This is a genomic window from Halorubrum sp. DM2 (genome assembly GCF_901686465.1).
In the GTDB taxonomy this organism is placed as follows: domain Archaea; phylum Halobacteriota; class Halobacteria; order Halobacteriales; family Haloferacaceae; genus Halorubrum.
In genome coordinates, this window is sequence record NZ_LR594487.1 from 951,777 (window position 1) to 968,308 (window position 16,532).

General features: G+C 69.2%; 16 protein-coding genes and 1 tRNA gene. 12 read left to right on the forward strand and 5 right to left on the reverse strand.

Going from position 1 to position 16,532, the window contains the following annotated elements:
* Nucleotides 1-76: 76 nt before the first annotated feature.
* The 5 genes from QOL69_RS04905 (at nt 77) to QOL69_RS04925 (ending at nt 7,007) form a co-directional block, all read left to right on the forward strand.
* Entirely contained in the window at nt 77-1,465 is a 1,389-nt protein-coding gene (locus tag QOL69_RS04905) for a S8 family serine peptidase (protein WP_345782474.1), read from the forward strand.
* A 72-nt stretch (nt 1,466-1,537) separates the two neighbouring features.
* The gene (rqcH, locus tag QOL69_RS04910; protein ID WP_283402248.1) at nt 1,538-3,763 is read left to right on the forward strand and encodes a ribosome rescue protein RqcH; all 2,226 of its coding nucleotides are present in this window, start codon (nt 1,538-1,540) and stop codon (nt 3,761-3,763) included.
* 66 nt (nt 3,764-3,829) lie between these two features.
* Entirely contained in the window at nt 3,830-4,222 is a 393-nt protein-coding gene (locus tag QOL69_RS04915; protein WP_048076508.1) for a DUF5820 family protein, read from the forward strand.
* A 117-nt stretch (nt 4,223-4,339) separates the two neighbouring features.
* Complete coding sequence (gene purF, locus QOL69_RS04920) at nt 4,340-5,839, forward strand: amidophosphoribosyltransferase (RefSeq protein WP_048076509.1); 1,500 nt, start codon at nt 4,340-4,342, stop codon at nt 5,837-5,839.
* Nucleotides 5,840-5,948: 109 nt separating this feature from the next.
* Nucleotides 5,949-7,007, forward strand: coding sequence for a halocyanin domain-containing protein (locus tag QOL69_RS04925; protein ID WP_283402249.1), 1,059 nt, complete (start codon nt 5,949-5,951; stop codon nt 7,005-7,007).
* A gap of 114 nt (nt 7,008-7,121) precedes the next feature.
* Here QOL69_RS04925 and QOL69_RS04930 read toward each other — a convergent pair whose 3' ends face one another.
* Nucleotides 7,122-7,682: a DUF420 domain-containing protein gene (locus QOL69_RS04930; RefSeq protein WP_283402250.1), complete on the reverse strand. Its 561-nt coding sequence runs from the start codon at nt 7,680-7,682 to the stop codon at nt 7,122-7,124.
* 183 nt (nt 7,683-7,865) lie between these two features.
* Here QOL69_RS04930 and QOL69_RS04935 point away from each other — a divergent pair.
* The 4 genes from QOL69_RS04935 to QOL69_RS04950 all read left to right on the forward strand — a co-directional run bounded on the left by QOL69_RS04935 (nt 7,866) and on the right by QOL69_RS04950 (nt 11,601).
* A tRNA-Leu gene (locus QOL69_RS04935) sits at nt 7,866-7,950 on the forward strand.
* A gap of 632 nt (nt 7,951-8,582) precedes the next feature.
* On the forward strand, nt 8,583-10,466 hold the full coding sequence (gene gatE, locus QOL69_RS04940) for a Glu-tRNA(Gln) amidotransferase subunit GatE (protein ID WP_283402251.1): 1,884 nt from the start codon (nt 8,583-8,585) through the stop codon (nt 10,464-10,466).
* A 69-nt stretch (nt 10,467-10,535) separates the two neighbouring features.
* Nucleotides 10,536-11,057 (forward strand): phosphate-starvation-inducible PsiE family protein, encoded by a 522-nt coding sequence (locus tag QOL69_RS04945; protein WP_048076511.1) that lies wholly within the window; start codon nt 10,536-10,538, stop codon nt 11,055-11,057.
* Nucleotides 11,058-11,127: 70 nt separating this feature from the next.
* The gene (locus tag QOL69_RS04950; RefSeq protein WP_048076512.1) at nt 11,128-11,601 is read left to right on the forward strand and encodes a hypothetical protein; all 474 of its coding nucleotides are present in this window, start codon (nt 11,128-11,130) and stop codon (nt 11,599-11,601) included.
* A gap of 21 nt (nt 11,602-11,622) precedes the next feature.
* Here the strand turns inward: QOL69_RS04950 and QOL69_RS04955 are convergent, their stop codons facing one another.
* Nucleotides 11,623-12,105 carry an Lrp/AsnC family transcriptional regulator gene (locus tag QOL69_RS04955; protein ID WP_048076513.1) on the reverse strand — a complete coding sequence of 161 codons (483 nt, stop codon included), beginning with the start codon at nt 12,103-12,105 and terminating at the stop codon, nt 11,623-11,625.
* Between the two features lie 183 nt (nt 12,106-12,288).
* Between QOL69_RS04955 and QOL69_RS04960 the strand changes: the two genes are divergently transcribed.
* The gene (locus QOL69_RS04960) at nt 12,289-13,224 is read left to right on the forward strand and encodes a DMT family transporter (RefSeq protein WP_283402252.1); all 936 of its coding nucleotides are present in this window, start codon (nt 12,289-12,291) and stop codon (nt 13,222-13,224) included.
* 41 nt (nt 13,225-13,265) lie between these two features.
* Here the strand turns inward: QOL69_RS04960 and QOL69_RS04965 are convergent, their stop codons facing one another.
* Nucleotides 13,266-13,844: a DUF8526 domain-containing protein gene (locus QOL69_RS04965; RefSeq protein ID WP_283402253.1), complete on the reverse strand. Its 579-nt coding sequence runs from the start codon at nt 13,842-13,844 to the stop codon at nt 13,266-13,268.
* Nucleotides 13,845-13,967: 123 nt separating this feature from the next.
* Nucleotides 13,968-14,390 carry a 2Fe-2S iron-sulfur cluster-binding protein gene (locus QOL69_RS04970; protein ID WP_283402254.1) on the reverse strand — a complete coding sequence of 141 codons (423 nt, stop codon included), beginning with the start codon at nt 14,388-14,390 and terminating at the stop codon, nt 13,968-13,970.
* A gap of 77 nt (nt 14,391-14,467) precedes the next feature.
* Here QOL69_RS04970 and QOL69_RS04975 point away from each other — a divergent pair, with 77 nt between their 5' ends.
* Complete coding sequence (locus tag QOL69_RS04975; RefSeq protein ID WP_283402255.1) at nt 14,468-15,451, forward strand: biotin--[acetyl-CoA-carboxylase] ligase; 984 nt, start codon at nt 14,468-14,470, stop codon at nt 15,449-15,451.
* Between the two features lie 56 nt (nt 15,452-15,507).
* Here QOL69_RS04975 and QOL69_RS04980 read toward each other — a convergent pair whose 3' ends face one another.
* On the reverse strand, nt 15,508-16,083 hold the full coding sequence (locus QOL69_RS04980; RefSeq protein WP_283402256.1) for a universal stress protein: 576 nt from the start codon (nt 16,081-16,083) through the stop codon (nt 15,508-15,510).
* A 170-nt stretch (nt 16,084-16,253) separates the two neighbouring features.
* Between QOL69_RS04980 and QOL69_RS04985 the strand changes: the two genes are divergently transcribed.
* On the forward strand, nt 16,254-16,511 hold the full coding sequence (locus QOL69_RS04985) for a DUF5789 family protein (protein WP_283402257.1): 258 nt from the start codon (nt 16,254-16,256) through the stop codon (nt 16,509-16,511).
* Nucleotides 16,512-16,532: the final 21 nt, after the last annotated feature.

Here is a 16,532-nt window from a genome sequence, read left to right on the forward strand (position 1 = left end):
AATCAATCAGCCATATACAACTTTTATTATTGATTAGTCCTGATGATTGATACCTCGTTTCACGAGGAATATTGTCATGAATTACGGACGACGGACGTTCATAAAAGGCGTTGCGGGCATCGGCGTAACGGCGACGGTCACGGGACCGGCGTCTGCCGCCGACGGAGACGTACAGTATATCGTTCGTACAAACGGGAACGGCACACGTGACGCGGTCGTGGACGCCGGCTTTTCTGTGCGACACGAGCTCGCCGAGGGATCGGTCCTCGTGGTTACGGGACCGGAAGGCGCGGCGGGGGACCTCGAATCGGTCGGCGGCGTCTCGGCGGCGAACCCCGACGTGACGGTCGAGCTCGACGAGCCGGAGGTCGACGCTGAGGCCGACGACGGGACCGCACCGAAGGACGGTGCCGCGCTGACCGACCTCCAGTGGGACAAGGAGATCACTGACGCCTTCGGGGCCCACGAGTACGCGACCGGGGAAGGAACGCGCGTCGCGATCGTCGACACCGGGATCGACCTGAACCACCCGGACCTCGGGAACGTCAACGAGGAGCTCGGCCGGGCGTTCGTCGTCGACGACGACGTCCCGGAGATCGGGCCGGACGATTCGGGCTACCACGGGACGCACGTCGCGGGGACGGTCGGTGCCACGGGCGAGGCCGGCGTCGTCGGCACCGCGCCGGACACGGAGCTGATCCCGGTCCGCGTGTTCCCGGCCGACGGCGGCGCGGCGTTCGGCGACATCCTCGCCGGCATCGACTACGCGGCGGAGATCGGCGCTGACGCGGCGAACTTCAGCCTCGGGATCCCGGGGGTCCAGCAGCCGGGGGCGGAGCTGAACAAGCTCAAGGCGGAGGTTCAGACCGTGTTCCAGAGCGCGGTTCGGCGCGGCACCGTGATCACGGGTAGCGCCGGCAACGACTCGGGGAGCCTCCAGGGAAGCGGGTTCACGCTCCCGAACAGCGTCCCGGCGGCGTTCACCGTCAGCGCGACCTCACCGGCCGACACGCTATCCTTCTACTCGAACTTCGGCACGAGCGACATCGACATCGCCGCGCCGGGCGGATGGTACGAGACTACCGATCGGACGCTCAACGCGAGTGCCGAAGACGGGGAGATCCCCTTCCCGCAGAACGGCGTCCTCTCGACGTGGCCGACGGACGAGGAGTCGAGCGTGGGTCTCACGGGATACGACTACATCTCCGGCACCTCGATGGCCGCGCCGCAGGTCGCCGGGCTCGCGGCGCTCGTGCGCGAACTCGATCCGGACGCGAACGCGAGTCAGGTCGAGCAGGCGATCCAGAAGGGGGCCGAACTCGCGAACGGCAAGAGCGATCCGGAGTTCGGTGCCGGCCGGATCAACGCGCTGAACACGGTCGAACGACTCGCTGACGGCAAGGGGAACGGAAACTCGAACGGGAAGGCGAACGGGAAGGCGAAAGGAAACGGTAAGGGGAAGTGACCGAGCCGTAGACGCCGTCGCGGCGAGCCACACAACGACACGCCTTTTCAGGGCCAACCCTCTCTTTGAGGTATGGACCAGAAGCGGGAGCTGTCGAGCATCGACCTCGCCGCGCTCGTCACCGAACTCAATCGGTACGAGGGCGCGAAGGTCGACAAGGCGTACCTCTACGACGACGACCTGCTCCGGCTGAAGCTCCGCGACTTCGACCGCGGCCGCGTCGAACTCATGATCGAGGTTGGCGACGTGAAACGTGCCCACGCCTCCGACCCCGACCGCGTCGCCGACGCCCCCGGTCGCCCGCCGAACTTCGCGAAGATGCTGCGGAACCGCATGTCGGGCGCGGACTTCGCTGGCGTCGAACAGTACGAGTTCGACCGAATCCTCACCTTCGAGTTCGAGCGCGAGGACCAGAACACGACGCTCGTCGCCGAGCTGTTCGGACAGGGGAACGTCGCCGCGCTCGACGAGACCGGTGAGGTCGTCGGTGCGCTCCAGACCGTCCGACTCAAGTCCCGCACGGTCGCGCCCGGCTCGCAGTACGAGTACCCGGCCTCACGGCTGAACCCCCTCGACGTGAGCCGCGGCGGGTTCGACCGGCACATGCGAGAGTCGGACAGCGACGTGGTGCGAACGCTCGCCACGCAGCTGAACCTCGGCGGACTCTACGCCGAGGAGGTGTGTACCCGCGCTGGCGTCGAGAAGGAGACCCCCATCGAAGAGGTGACCGACGACCAACTCGGCGCGCTCCACGAGGCGCTCTCCCGGATCGGCGAACGGCTCCGGTCGGGAGACATCGACCCACGGGTGTACGAGGAATCGATCGACGGTGACGGGAACGCCGACGGCGACGGAAACGGAGACGGAGACGCCGATCCCCGCGTCGTCGACGTGACGCCCTTCCCGCTCGCGGAACACGAGGACCTCCCGAGCGTCGGGTTCGACTCCTTCAACGCCGCGGTCGACGAGTACTTCCACCGGCTCGGCAGCGAGGACACCGCCGACGGCGAGTCGCCCGCGGACGCGAGCGCCTCCCGCCCGGAGTTCGAAGAGGAGATCGCCAAACAGGAGCGGATCATCGAACAGCAACAGGGGGCGATCGAGGGGTTCGAAGAGCAGGCACAGGCGGAGCGCGAGCGCGCGGAACTGCTGTACGCGAACTACGACCTCGTCGACGAGGTGATCTCGACGGTGCGGGAGGCCCGCGAGAACGAGGTCCCGTGGGACGAAATCGCCGAGACGCTCGACGCCGGCGCGGAGCGCGGCATTCCGGCCGCGGAGGCGGTCGTCGACGTGGACGGCGGCGAGGGGACGGTGACGGTCGAACTCGCCCGAGAGGTCGACGACGATACCGCCGACGAGGACGGCGATTCCGTCCGCGTCGAACTCGACGCGAGCGAGGGCGTAGAGGTCAACGCCGACCGCCTCTATCGGGAGGCGAAACGCGTCGAGGAGAAGAAAGAGGGCGCGATGGCGGCGATCGAGTCGACCCGCGAGGAGCTGGAGGCGGTCAAGGAGCGCAAGGCCGAGTGGGAGGCCAAGGAGGCGGCCGACGACGGGAGCGGCGGAGATGACAGTGAGGGCGACGAGGACGACGAGGAGTACGAGACCGACTGGCTCTCGCGCGCCTCGATCCCGATCCGGAGCCCCGACGACTGGTACGACCGCTTCCGGTGGTTCCACACCTCGACGGGCTACCTCGTCATCGGCGGCCGCAACGCCGACCAGAACGAGGAGCTGGTGAAAAAGTACATGAGCAAACACGACCGGTTCTTCCACACGCAGGCGCACGGCGGACCGGTGACGATCCTGAAGGCCTCCGGTCCCTCCGAGTCGGCCGAGCCGGTCGACTTCTCCGAGGAGACGCTGCGGGAGGCCGCGCAGTTCGCCGTCTCCTACTCGTCGGACTGGAAGGACGGCCGCGGCGCGGGCGACGCGTACATGGTCGAACCCGATCAGGTGTCGAAGACGCCCGAGAGCGGCGAGTACATCGAGAAGGGGAGCTTCGTGATCCGCGGCGACCGCACGTACTTCGAGGACGTGCCCTGCCGGATCGCCGTCGGCGTCCAGTGCGAGCCGATCACGAGGGCCATCGGCGGCCCGCCGTCGGCCATCGTCGACCGCGCGGCCGCGCACGTCACCTTCGAGCCGGGGATGTACGCGCAAAACGACGCCGCGATGATGGCCTACCGGAACCTGAAAGAGCGATTCGCCGACCAGTCGTTCGTGCGGAAGGTGGCGAGCGCGGACCAGCTACAGGAGTTCCTCCCGCCGGGCGGGTCGGACATCGTCGACTGAGGAGTCGCCGTCGACCAGCCGCTCCCCGAGCGCGATCCTTTCAAGCCTCCGCGACGGAGAGCGTCCATGACCTTCGAATCGCTGCCGGAGGGCTGGCGCGTGTGGAACGAGGAGCCGAGCGGCCGCGCCATCCTCGTCTACCGGCCCGACGTCTTCGGCGGCGGCGACCTCCCGGACGAGTGTCTCCCGACCGTCTACCTGACGAACGGCGCGCGCAACGCCCGACCCGGATCGGGCCAGTACGCGACGGAGGAGTGGCACGTCGTCCTCTTCTTGGAGCCGGAGATCGAGGCCGTCTCGGAGACGTACGAGAGCCGCGAGGCGGGCGAGGGCGGAGCGGTCGACGTCGCGGAGCGGTTCGCCGCCGGCGACGTGGACTACCGGGCGGCGTATCAGGTGCCGCGCGAGGACTACTTCGCGCGTCTCGACGAGTACGTCGGGGGCAATTCCGCGGAGTGACGACCGCAGCGCTCGACCGAAATATTATACATAATCGCGCATATTTATCGTCGAGAAGGAGAGGGATACGCCACGAACACGAGGATTTTTATCGACAGCGGTCTTCCCGACGCGTACATGAACGCCGGTGGGGACTACGGCGGCGACGAACCGCGAGAGAAGTGCGGCGTCGTCGGCGTCTCGCTCGAAGACCGGGAGGCCGCGCGCCCGCTGTACTACGCGCTGTACGCGCTCCAACACCGCGGGCAGGAGTCCGCGGGGATCGTCACGCACGACGGGTTCCAACAGCACAGCCACGTCGAGCGGGGCCTCGTCGGCGACGCGTTCGAGAAGGGGGACCTCGAATCGCTGTCGGGCGGCACCGGCATCGGTCACGTCCGCTACCCGACCGCCGGCAGCCTCGACAAGAGCTGCGCGCAGCCGTTCTCGGTCTCGTTTAAGTCCGGCTCGCTCGGGCTCTCGCACAACGGGAACCTCGTCAACGCCGACGAGGTGCGCGAGGAGCTGGCGGCGGCCGGCCACGCCTTCACCTCCGACGGCGACACCGAGGTGATCGCCCACGACCTCGCGCGCAACCTCCTCGAAGAGGACCTCGTGCGCGCCGTCAAACACACGATGAACCGCATCCACGGCTCCTACTCGCTCGCGATCACCCACGACGACACCGTGTTGGGCGTCCGCGACCCGCTCGGCAACCGCCCGCTGTGTCTCGGGAAGATCGACGGCGGCTACGTCCTCGCCAGCGAGTCGGCCGCCATCGACACGCTCGACGGCGAGCTGATCCGCGACGTACGACCCGGCGAACTCGTCGTCTTGGACCCCGACGGAACCGGCTACGACACGTATCAGCTGGTCGAGCGCGACGCGACCGCCCACTGCTTCTTCGAACACGTCTACTTCGCCCGGCCCGACTCCGTCATCGACGAGAGCCTCGTGTACGAGGTGCGCCGCAACCTCGGTCGGAAGCTCTGGGAGGAGTCCGGCGTCGAGTCGGACGTGGTGATGCCCGTGCCCGACTCCGGGCGGGCGTTCGCCTCCGGCTACGCCGACGCCGCGGGCGAGACGACGCCCGACGGCGAGCCGCGGGAGTCGGACGACGACGGCGTGGAGTTCGCGGAGGGGCTGATGAAAAACCGGTACGTCGGCCGGACGTTCATCATGCCGACCCAAGACGAGCGCGAGCGCGCGGTCCGGCTGAAGCTCAACCCGATCCGGTCGACGGTCGAGGGGAAGTCGGTCACGGTCATCGACGACTCCATCGTCCGCGGGACGACCTCGACGCAGCTCGTGGAGCTGGTCCGCGAGGCGGGTGCGGAGGAGGTCCACCTCCGGATCGGCGCGCCGCCCATCCTCGCGCCCTGCTACTTCGGCATCGACATGGCGACGCGCGACGAGCTGATCGCCGCCGACGCCTCGACCGAGGAGATCCGCGAGGAAGTCGGCGCGGACTCGCTGTCGTACCTCTCCGTCGACGCGGTCGCGGAGGCGCTCGGCGAGAGCCGCGCGGACCTCTGTCTCGGCTGCGTCACCGGCGAGTACCCGTTCGACGTCGAGGGCGAGGCGACCGACCGCGACGTCGACGCGCCGACTCCGGACGCGCCGCCGGCGGACGACTGACCGGACGACCGAACACGGCGGCCGACGCTCTCCCGAACATATTCGGTCGGGATCCGATCGCCCGGGACGTATCGGGGGCTTAAATACGCTCACGGTCAGACGTGGGGGTATGAGATCGAACGCCGACGCTGCCGCCGAGGGCGACGACGCCGGGTCGATGAGCCGTCGCGGGTTCTTCCGTGCCGGAGCCGCCGGGGCGGCGGTCGCCGCGGGAGTCGCGGCCGGAAGCGGGAGCGCGGCCGCCCAGTACGACGGGTGGTTAGAGGGTGTCAGCAACTACGACGGGACGCACGACTACACCGGACAGGAGGAGGTCACCGTCGAGGTCGGCGCGGTGGACGGCCTCAAGTTCGGCCCGGCCGCGATCCTGGTCGACCCCGGGACGACGGTCGTGTGGGAGTGGACCGGACAGGGCGGGGCCCACAACGTCGTCGCCACCGACGGGACGTTCGACAGCGGCGAGACGGTCGCCGAGGAGGGGACCACCTTCGAGTACACGTTCGACGACGCCGAGGATGGCGACGTGTTCAACTACTCCTGTACGCCGCACGAGGCGGCCGGCATGAAGGGGTCCGTCGCGGTCGGCTCCGTCGACGACGACCTCGTCGACCCGCAGACGGGCGGCGACGGCGGGTCCGGCGAGGGGAGCGGCGCAGCCGGGTACGGCGACTGGTTCGAGAACGTCGGCAACTACGAGGGGACCCGCGACCTCCGCGGACAGAGCGAGGTCACCGTCTCGGTCGGTGCGGGCGAGAACGGCCTGCTGTTCGACCCGCCCGCGATCTTGGTCGACCCGGGGACGACCGTGATCTGGGAGTGGACCGGACAGGGCGGCGGTCACAACGTCGTCGAAGAGAACGACGTCTTCTCCAGCGGGGAGCCGGTCCCGGACGAGGGAACGACCTTCGAGTACACCTTCGAGGACGCGGGCGAGGGCGACGTGTTCCGTTACGCGTGTTCGCCGCATCAGGCCGTCGGCATGAAGGGCGCGGTCGCGGTCGGGGCGGTCGACGACGACCTCATCGGCGGAAACGGTGGCGGTTCCGGCGGCGGTAGCGGTCTCTCCGCGAGCGACATCGGGAGTCTGGCGCTCGCCTTCGGCTTCGCCGGCGCGCTGCTCGTCCCGCTGTTCTACGCCGCGCACCGGAAGGCCGAAGGGAACGCGTAGGCCCGTCGGCCGTCGTCCGGACGGTTCGGACGGAGCGACTCTTCTTCGACCTGTGCGGTCGGTTCGCTCGTGTGTAGTCCGCGCGTTCGCGGTGACCGTTCCGAGTCGCGCCGCTCAGTAGAGATGGTACAGCAGCAGGTACACGCCGATTCCCATCGCGAACGAGACCAGCCAGAGGACCGCGCCGACGAACCCGACCTGCGAGTGCCGCGTGTGGTAGAGGTCCTCGAACGGTCGGGTCGCGGCGAGGAAGAGCGCGTGGAAGACGAACGGGATACAGACGATCGCGAGCAGGATATGGATCGCGAGGAACGGGAGATAGAGGTACGTGTAGACCGCCTCCGGCCCGGGGAACTCCGTGGTGCCGACGTGGATCAGCCGGTAGAGGTACGCGCCGAGGAAGGCCGTAAAGAGCGCGAACGAGGTCACCATGAAGTTCCGGTGCCGCTTCACGTTCCCGCGGGAGATAGCCCGCCAGCCGAGCAGGATGGTGGCGATGGCGGTCGCGGAGACGGCGGCGTTGAAGTGCGGGATCGCGGCGAGGACGGCGTCGCTCGCGCGCGGTAGCGTCGAACTCGGGACGACCCCGCCGACCGCGCCGAAGACGAGCGCGAGCGCGACGGCGGAGGCGGCGGCGGTCAGGACGGTGACGTTCTCGCGGGCCCAATCGGACATGTCCGTGCGGTGGGACGCGACCCCCAAACGCGTGCCGGTTGCGCCCGACGCGTGCCGGTCGTGGTCGCCGAGTCGCGGCGGCGGCGCGCCGCACGCCGGCCTGCGAAACCTCGCCACGGTACTCTCGAATGGAAGGGCTTTTAATCGGGGGAAGGGTACGTGGAGTTGCGAAAAAGACCGCGAGCGTGGGTAGCCAAGCCAGGCCAACGGCGCAGCGTTGAGGGCGCTGTCCTGTAGAGGTCCGCCGGTTCAAATCCGGTCCCACGCATCGCTCGGGGCACACCCCCACCGATGCACGGTGTTGTCTCTACGACAGCACCCACACACAATTCCTTTCGACCGCTACGCGACGAGTGGTTACGCTGTATCGATTTTTGAGGCGGTGAGTACGTTCAAAGCTCTGCCGCTCGGTAGTACGCGATCAATTTCACTACCGGCGATTTCGCGACTGCGACTACCGAAGCCCCAGTCGCTCGGTAGTACACGATCGGTTTCGACGGGAGTAGCTCCGTGACCGAGATCCCCGAAGCCCCAGTCGCGACGGCTCGCGCGCCTTGCTGTGCTCCTCGCTCGTTCGCTTTCGCTCACTCGCTGCGGTGCTTACTGCGGCGGGCTTCGCCCTCGCGACTGCCCCTTCGAGCCCCGCCCCGCACAGCGACCGCACCTCACGCCTCCCCAGCCTCGTCGCTGGCGGTTTTCGCTTCGCTCCAACCGCCAGCGACTCCCTCGCGCGGCGCTGACTCGCGGCCGCCGAGGGCGGCCGCTCGCAGGCACGCGCCACCGCCTCGGTCGTACAGGCGCTCCGCCGCCGGTGTCCGTTTCTACTTTTCGTTTCCACGCTCGATCAGCGTTCGCGCGAACTGCCACCCTTTTAGTCGCGCCGCGTCGGAGTGAGGCGTAATGAGTACGGACGCGACCCCCGAGTACGACTACGAGGAACTGGGGCTCGTCGCCGGTCTGGAGATCCACCAGCAGCTCGACACGGAGACGAAGCTGTTCTGCGACTCCCCGACCGTCGAGCGCGACCCCGAGGAGTCCGACCGTTCGATCACCCGGCGGCTCCACCCGACGAAGAGTGAGCTGGGCGAACTCGACGACGCGGCGATGGAGGAGAGCCGCGTCGACCGCGAGTTCACCTACCTCGCGTACGACACGACCTGCCTCGTCGAGGAGGACGACGAGCCGCCCCGGCGCGTCGACGACGAGGCGCTCGCCGTGGCGCTCCAGATCGCCGACCTGCTCGACCTCTCGGTCGTCGATCAGGCGCACGTCATGCGGAAGCTCGTGATCGACGGCTCGAACACCTCCGGCTTCCAGCGCTCGATCCTGCTCGGACAGGACGGCGCGATCGAGACGGAGTCGGGCTCGGTGTCGGTCGTCGACCTCATGCTCGAAGAGGAGTCGGCCAAGCGCGTCGAGGAGACCGACGACGGCGTCGTCTACTCGCTGGATCGCCTCGGCGTCCCCCTCGTCGAGATCGGGACGGGACCGGACATCCGCAGCCCCGAAGGGGCCCGGCAGGCGGCCGAGCGCATCGGGATGCTGCTCCGCTCGACGGGCGCGGTCAAGCGCGGGCTGGGCACGATCCGGCAGGACGTGAACGTCTCCATCGCCGACGGCGCGCGGGTTGAGGTGAAAGGCGTTCAGGATCTTCAGGGAATCGAGGACATCGTCCGCGGCGAGGTCGGCCGACAGGCCGAACTGCTCGACATCCGCGACGAGCTCCGCGAGCGCGACGCGAGCGTGGGCGAGGTCTCGGACGTGACCGACACCTTCGCCGACACCGAATCGGGAGTGATCCGCGGCGCGCTCGACTCGGGCGGAAAGGTGACCGCGGTCCCCCTGTTCGGCTTCGACGGTCTCGTCGGCCGCGAGATCCAGGATGACCGCCGGCTCGGCACGGAGCTGTCCGACCACGCGAAGCGTCACGGCGCGGGCGGCATCTTCCACACCGACGAGCTGCCGGCGTACGGCGTCACCGAGGCGGAGGTCGACGCCCTCCGCGACGCGGTCGGCGCGGGCGAGGGAGACGCGGTCGCCATCGTCGCGGCCGACCCGGAGACCGCCGACCTCGCGATCGAGGCCGCCGCCGAGCGCGCCGAGACCGCCATCGAGGGGATCCCCGAGGAGACGCGCGGCGCGAACGACGACGGTACCACCCGCTACCTCCGCCCGCTGCCGGGGGCCGCGCGGATGTACCCAGAGACGGACGTGCCGCCGGTCGAGCCTGACCCCTCGGACGTCGAGACGCCCGAACTGCTCGACGAGAAGACCGAACGGTACGGCGACGAGTTCGGTCTCGACGCCGGACTCGCCGAGCAGGTCGCCTTCGGCCAGCGGTTCCCGCTGTTCGAGCGGGCGGTCGGGCGCGGCGTCGACCCGACCTTCGCGGCGTCGACACTCGAATCGACGACGACGGAGATCCGCCGCGACGGTGCGGCCGTCGAACGCCTCACCGACGAGCACTTCCTCGACCTCTTCGACCTCGTCGAGGGCGGCGACCTCGCGAAGGAGGGCGTCCCCGAGGTGCTCGCGACGCTCGCCGAGAACCCGTCACTGTCCGCCGCCGAGGCCGTCGAGGAGGCCGGCCTCTCGGGCGTGAGCGAGGAGGAAGTCCGCGAGGCGGTCGTGGAGGTCGTCGAGCGCAACGCCGACCAGATCAACGCCGAGGGGATGGCTGCCTTCTCCGGACTGATGGGTGAGGCGATGGGAGCGCTTCGTGGCAAGGCCGACGGCGAGGTCGTTTCCGACGTGTTACGCGAGGAGATCGGCAAGCGGTCGTAGCGCGTTCTGCGTCGGTCAGGCCCGCTTTTTACGTGTCGGGAGATCCTCTTTCACACCGAGGGACACCAGATGGCAGACTCGCCCCCGGCCGACCCGTCGGACGACCCGTCCTCGCCGGACCGGACGCCCAACCCGTCAGTCGCGAAGACGCGCGGCGACCGCGTCTCCGACGCGACGAACCGATTCATCCACGGCGTCGAGCTGGCCGCGGCGGCGCTTTTCGCGCTCCTGTTCGGGATCGGCGTCATCGACCTCGCGATCCAGATCGCCGAGTCCGTTCCCACCGGCGCGATCACCGACCCGAACACGGTCATCGGGTTCATCGAGACCGGACTCCTCCTCCTGATCATCGTCGAGGTGTACGAGACAGTCGTCGCCTACATCGAACAGAGCGACACCCGGCGGATCGTCCGTCTGGTGATCTACACCGGCGTCATCGCGATGGTCCGGAAGGTGATCATCTATCGGACGACGGAGTACTCGTCGGCCGAGGGCGCGCTGTTCGCCGCGGTGTCGTACACGATCATCATCCTCGGGCTCGTGGCGCTTCTGTACGTCGAGCGGTCGGTCGGGAACCCGCTGGCCGAGTGACCCGGGTCCCGCTCGTCGAAACACCTTCTTCGCCAGACATTTTTTGGTTCCGGACGCGGGACTGGTCCTCATGAGAGAGCCGTTCGATCCGGGGTTCGACTTCGACCGCGGAACGGTTGCGGCGGTCACCGCAACGACGATCCTCCTGTGTGCGACCGTGCTGTTCGTGGTGGACCGCCCCGCGTGGATGCTCCCCGCCGCCATCGTCGCCGGCGGGGTCGCGACGGCGCTCGGCGGGTTCTACGACGCGAGCGCGAACAACGCCATCCTCGGCGTGACGCTCGTGGCGGTCCCGCTGTACGCGTTCGTGTTCGTCTACCGGATCGGCGGCGTCCCGACGCCCGGCACCGACCCCGACCTGCTGTTCGCCACCGCGGTCTACTCCATGGGCGACATGCTCGGGTATCTCCCGATGATGGCGGTGTTCGCCTACCTCAGCGCCACCGTCACCGACCGTCTCCGGCGACGCTTCGAGCCGCCGGTCGGCTACCCCGACCGCGGGGAGGCCCGACGGATTACCGGTCTCGAAGACGAGACGCGCTGACCGGTCCGTCGCCGATCGGTCTCAGTCCGTCAGTTCTTCGATCAGCGTGTCGAGGTCGTAGGTGGCGGGCGCGCGAGACTCGTCGCGCAGCGTGGCGATGGTGAACGTCGAGTTCGTGCGCTCGACCTCCGGGATCGCCTCGAAGTCGCTGATGAGGCGCTCGACGGTGTCCGACGAGGAGAGCCGCGCGAGGACGACGAAGTCCGTCTCGCCCATCGTGAAGAACGCCTCCGTGACGCCCTCGACCGCGAGCAGTTCGTCGGCGAACTCCTCGTAGGGGCCCTCGTAGCTCGCGAGCACCTCGACGATGACGGTGACGCCGAGCCCGAGCGCCTCGTGGTCGAAGTCGTACAGGTCGTTCTGGATGACGCCGTCCTCCCGCAGGTTGTTCAGCCGGTAGTGGATCGTCGACACCGGAATCTGTGTCTCCTCGTGGAGCCGTTCCGGGCTTCCCGTCCCCAGATCGGCGATGGCCTTCAACAGTCGCACGTCGCGCTCGTCCATACCCCGCGATCGGACCCCGATCGGTTGTATATGTCGACCGACAGGGTTGAACTTGACTCCAAGATCCGGCGTCATCACGGAACCGAATTTGGATCTAATTCGTATGTCTGATTGTTAATTTCAGTATTTAGCAGATATGGGAGAATAGTTTAACTATCACCGTGTATTTCGAACGGACAACTAATGAAGCTCGGAAAGCTCCTCTCTACTCCCGAATCGATCGTCGGCGCGTTCCTCCTCCTCGCGACGCTGTGGGGCACGTCCTTCGTCGCAATCGAGGCCGGCCTCCACTACTTCCCGCCGCTGCTTTTCGCGGGCGTCAGGTACGTCGTCGCCGGCGCGGTCGTGTTGGGCTACGCCGCGGTCGCCGCGGACCGGTGGCTCCCGCGGGGCCGCGACGAGTGGCTTGGCGTCGCCGTCGCGGGCACGTTCGTGATCGCGGCGTACCACGGGTTCCTCTACCTCGGCGAGATCCGGATCTCCGGCGCGGTCGCCGCGGTCGTCGTGAGCCTCTCGCCGGTGTTGACGGCGGTCTTCGCGGCCGCGCTCCTCCCGAACGAGCGGCTCGGTCCCGTCGAGATCGGCGGGTTCGCGCTCGGGATCGTCGGCGTGGCCGTCGTCGCCGACCCGGCCGCGGCCGGACTCGGCAGCGCGGCCGTCGTCGGCGTCGCGCTCGCGTTCGCGGGAGCGACCGCCTTCTCGCTCGGCGCGGTGCTGTTGCGCCCGCTTCGAACCGACCTCCCCATCGCCGCGCTTCAGGGGTGGGCGATGGTGATCGGGGCCGGCCAGCTGCTCGTCGTCGCCGTCGCGATCGGCGAGTCCCCGGCCGCGATCGTCTGGAACCAGACATCGATCGCGTCGCTCGCGTACCTGACGCTGCTGTCCGGCGTCGTCGCGTTCCTCCTGTACTTCGCGCTGCTCGACGCCGTCGGCCCGTCGCAGCTCCACCTCGTCGGCTACGCGGAGCCGGTCGTCGCGGCGATCGGCAGCTGGGTCCTGTTGGGCCACCTCGTCGACGCCGAAGCGCTGATCGGGTTCGTCGCGATCCTCGCCGGCTTCCTCGTCTTGGAACGGCGAGAGATCGCCGACTACGTCGGTCTCGATCGGCTGTCGGGGTAGCAATTCGCAGAAGGACAGCGCCGCCGTCCGCGAGGCTTCGCTTAGCCCTCGATGTCCTGACTCAGCCCCGCGCGTAGGTCGCGGCCGAAGTAGTGTCCGAGCAGCGCCAACAGCAGGCCGACGCCCCCGCCGACGGCGACGAGCGGGAGCCCCCACTGCGAGAGGTAGTCGATCCCGATCGGGAGGAAGCCGACGCCGAGGACGCTCGTCACCGCGCTCACCGCCCCCGCCGCGGCCCCCGCGACTCCGGTCTCCGCGTACCGGCGCGTCGACGCGACGAGGCCGAACAGGAACGCGGCGACGAACACGCCGCCCGCGGTCCCGATCGTCCCGCCGATGAGCGGGATCAGGCTCCCGGCGAAGACGCCGACCGCGACCGCAAGCAGTGCGAGCGCGAAAGCCTTCCCGGAGAACCACCGGCCGGAGACGCCGACCCTGCCGGTGTCCCCGGCGGCCCCCGCGCTCCGCTCGGCGTTCGTCCCGCTCGGTTCGGCGGTCGCGGGGCCGTCCGGTTCGGCGGCTGAGTCCCCCTCGCTGTCCGCGAGATCGTCGTCGAGGAGGTCGTCGAGGTCGTCCATCGGGTCGCCATCGGACGACTCGCGCTCCTTGGAGGGTTGCATACCGGAGCGTTCGGCCCCGCGGACTTGGCTTTTGTGCCGTCCGTCGTCGCGCGGTGGCGTGTGACGCGGTACCGGTCGCCGTTTCACCGGAAACGAGGTGTCCGATTCGGATCGTCTCGGCGCTTACTCGCGGTTCGCCGACTCCGCGTTTGCGTTCGCTGTGTCCGCCGTCTCCGCATCCTCCTCCGAGCTCGACCGCCGCCCGCCCCACACGCGCTTGGCGACGAGCGCGACCGTCATCGGCCGGTCGACCGCGATCTGACAGGAGAGCCGCGGATAGCCGAACCGGTCGGCGAGCCGGTCGTGCCAGTGGTCGGTCGGCGGCCCCTCTCGGACGCGGACCCCGCAGGTGGCACACAGCCCTCGCCCGCCGCAGTTCAGTCGGCGTGTCGCGGGCGCGTACGGCGACAGCCCGGCGTCGAGCAGGACTCGTCTGAGGTTCCGCCCCGGTTCGACGTCGAGTTCGACCCGGTCGTCGCCGTCGACGACGACGACGAGGGGGACCAGCCCGTCGTCCTTCCCACCGGTGGCGTCGCCTTCGGTCATCGCCGGCCCTTCGCGCGCCGGACACAAAGCGTCCGGGACCCGGAACGGCTTTCGGCGCGGGCGTCGCAACGGACGGTATGGACACGCGGCGCGCGCTGCTCGACGCCCTCGCGGCCGACGACGGTCCCGTCTCCGGGCCGGCCCTCGCGGAGTCGCTCGGCGTCTCGCGGGCGGCCGTCTGGAAGGCCGTCGAGGGGCTTCGCGAGGAGGGGTTCGCGGTCGAATCGACGCCGAACGGGTACGTCCCCCCCGACGATCCGGGCTACTCCGGGCCGGGGGTCGCCTTCGGCCTCGACGCCCCATTCTCGGTGGAGTACCACGACCGGATCGCGTCGACGAACGAGCGGGCGCGCGAGCTGGCGGCGGACGGCGCGACCGACGTCGCCGTAGTGGCCGACGAACAGACTGGAGGTCGGGGTCGTCTCGACCGCGAGTGGGTGGCACCGAGCGGCGGCGTCTGGCTGTCGGTCCTGACGCGCCCCGACGTGCCGACGGCGCGCGCGCCGCTTTTCACTCTCGCGGCCGCGGTGGCGACGACCGACGCCGCCCGCGAGGCCGGCGTGGACGCGACGATCAAGTGGCCCAACGACGTGCTCGTCGGCGGCGACGCGGACGATTCGGAGCGTGACGACGCCGCCGGCCGCGGCGGGCGCAAGCTGGCGGGAATCCTCACGGAGATGGAAGGGGAGGCCGACCGCGTCGGCTGGCTCGTCGTCGGCGTCGGCGTCAACGCCGACATCGACCCCGAGACGCTGCCCGAGGGCGCGACGTCGCTGTCGGCCGAGCGCGACGGTCCGGTCGACCGCCGCCGGTTCGCCGCGACGCTCCTCGAACGCTTCGCGGAGCTGACGGCCTCGCCCGAGGCGCTCGACCGGATCCTTCCCGCGTGGCGCGAGCGGGCGAGCACGCTCGGCCGACGCGTCCGCGTCGACACCGCGGACGGCTCCGTGGAGGGGACCGCGGTCGACGTCGCGGAGCCGGGTGCGCTCGTGGTCGAGACCGACGAGGGCCGGCGACGCGTCCACGCGGGCGACTGCGAACACCTGCGCGACGCGGAGTGAGGCGGAGCGGGGGTCGACTGCGGCGCGCGGATCGGCTCCCGTTGGACGATACGCGATCAGCCCGTCTCGGTCGCGTCGAGCGTCGATCGGGTCCCCGTCTCCGTTCCCGGCCCCGCTTCCGGTTCCGCTTCGGAGCCGGTCTCGGTTCTGGACCCCTCCGACTCCGCTGCCGACTCGGCCGCGACCGCGTCGTCGTCGCCGATCCGGACCGTCAACACCGGGACCGACGAGCCGCGGACGACCTTCTCCGCGACGCTACCGAGGAGCAGTCGGTCGATGCCGCCGCGGCCGTGGGTCCCCATCACGACCAGATCGCAGCCCGTCTCCTCGGCGTGCGTGATTATCTCGCGGCTGGGCGATCCCTCGACGACGGCTGTCTCGACGTCGACGTCGCGGTCGGCGGCCAGCTCTCGCACCGTCGAGAGCGCCGCCTCGCCGTCGTCGTACAGGAGGTCGCCGACGCCCTCCCACGTCGTCTCCATCGGCATCCCGGCGTACCGCGCGGTGTCGACCACGTATATCGCCCGGACGGTCGCCCCGTGGACCGCGGCGAGGTCGAGCGCGTGGCACACCGCCAGCTCTCCCTCCGAGGAGCCGTCGGTCGGAACCAGAATTCGGTTGTATAGGGGCATGTTCACGTGTACCATATATCCGACGACTGATAACCCTTTGCGGTTCTTGCCGGTTCTTCGCGATCGTCCGAGAACGCTTCCGCTCCTACTGCGTGCGCGGCGCTAACGTCGTCGCGCAAGCCGGCGCGCCAAGGCACGCGTTTATCATCCGTCCCGCCGATGATGGAGGTATGCCCGAGGAAATCCATCTGTCCCGAGTCGAATCGGCGCTCGAAGACCACGCGTACCCCGCCGACCGCGAGCCCCTCGCCGAATCGTTCGCGGGCACGACGGTGCTTTTCGCCGACGGCGAGGGCGACTTGGGTGACCTGCTCGCGGACGTCGATCAAGAGACCTTCGAGAGCGCGGCCGACGCGTTCGCGGCGCTCCAGAACGTCCTCCCGATCGAGGCGGTCGGCGAGCCCGGCCAATCCGACGGCGACGCCTGACCGAGCCGGGAATCGTTCTCG

Coding starts and splice junctions, on each gene's coding strand:
- QOL69_RS04905 (WP_345782474.1), top strand. CDS start 77: ATGAATTACGGACGACGGACGTTCATAAAAGGCGTTGCGGGCATCGGC.
- rqcH (WP_283402248.1), top strand. CDS start 1,538: ATGGACCAGAAGCGGGAGCTGTCGAGCATCGACCTCGCCGCGCTCGTC.
- QOL69_RS04915 (WP_048076508.1), top strand. CDS start 3,830: ATGACCTTCGAATCGCTGCCGGAGGGCTGGCGCGTGTGGAACGAGGAG.
- purF (WP_048076509.1), top strand. CDS start 4,340: ATGAACGCCGGTGGGGACTACGGCGGCGACGAACCGCGAGAGAAGTGC.
- QOL69_RS04925 (WP_283402249.1), top strand. CDS start 5,949: ATGAGATCGAACGCCGACGCTGCCGCCGAGGGCGACGACGCCGGGTCG.
- QOL69_RS04930 (WP_283402250.1), bottom strand. CDS start 7,682: ATGTCCGATTGGGCCCGCGAGAACGTCACCGTCCTGACCGCCGCCGCC.
- gatE (WP_283402251.1), top strand. CDS start 8,583: ATGAGTACGGACGCGACCCCCGAGTACGACTACGAGGAACTGGGGCTC.
- QOL69_RS04945 (WP_048076511.1), top strand. CDS start 10,536: ATGGCAGACTCGCCCCCGGCCGACCCGTCGGACGACCCGTCCTCGCCG.
- QOL69_RS04950 (WP_048076512.1), top strand. CDS start 11,128: ATGAGAGAGCCGTTCGATCCGGGGTTCGACTTCGACCGCGGAACGGTT.
- QOL69_RS04955 (WP_048076513.1), bottom strand. CDS start 12,105: ATGGACGAGCGCGACGTGCGACTGTTGAAGGCCATCGCCGATCTGGGG.
- QOL69_RS04960 (WP_283402252.1), top strand. CDS start 12,289: ATGAAGCTCGGAAAGCTCCTCTCTACTCCCGAATCGATCGTCGGCGCG.
- QOL69_RS04965 (WP_283402253.1), bottom strand. CDS start 13,844: ATGCAACCCTCCAAGGAGCGCGAGTCGTCCGATGGCGACCCGATGGAC.
- QOL69_RS04970 (WP_283402254.1), bottom strand. CDS start 14,390: ATGACCGAAGGCGACGCCACCGGTGGGAAGGACGACGGGCTGGTCCCC.
- QOL69_RS04975 (WP_283402255.1), top strand. CDS start 14,468: ATGGACACGCGGCGCGCGCTGCTCGACGCCCTCGCGGCCGACGACGGT.
- QOL69_RS04980 (WP_283402256.1), bottom strand. CDS start 16,083: ATGCCCCTATACAACCGAATTCTGGTTCCGACCGACGGCTCCTCGGAG.
- QOL69_RS04985 (WP_283402257.1), top strand. CDS start 16,254: ATGCCCGAGGAAATCCATCTGTCCCGAGTCGAATCGGCGCTCGAAGAC.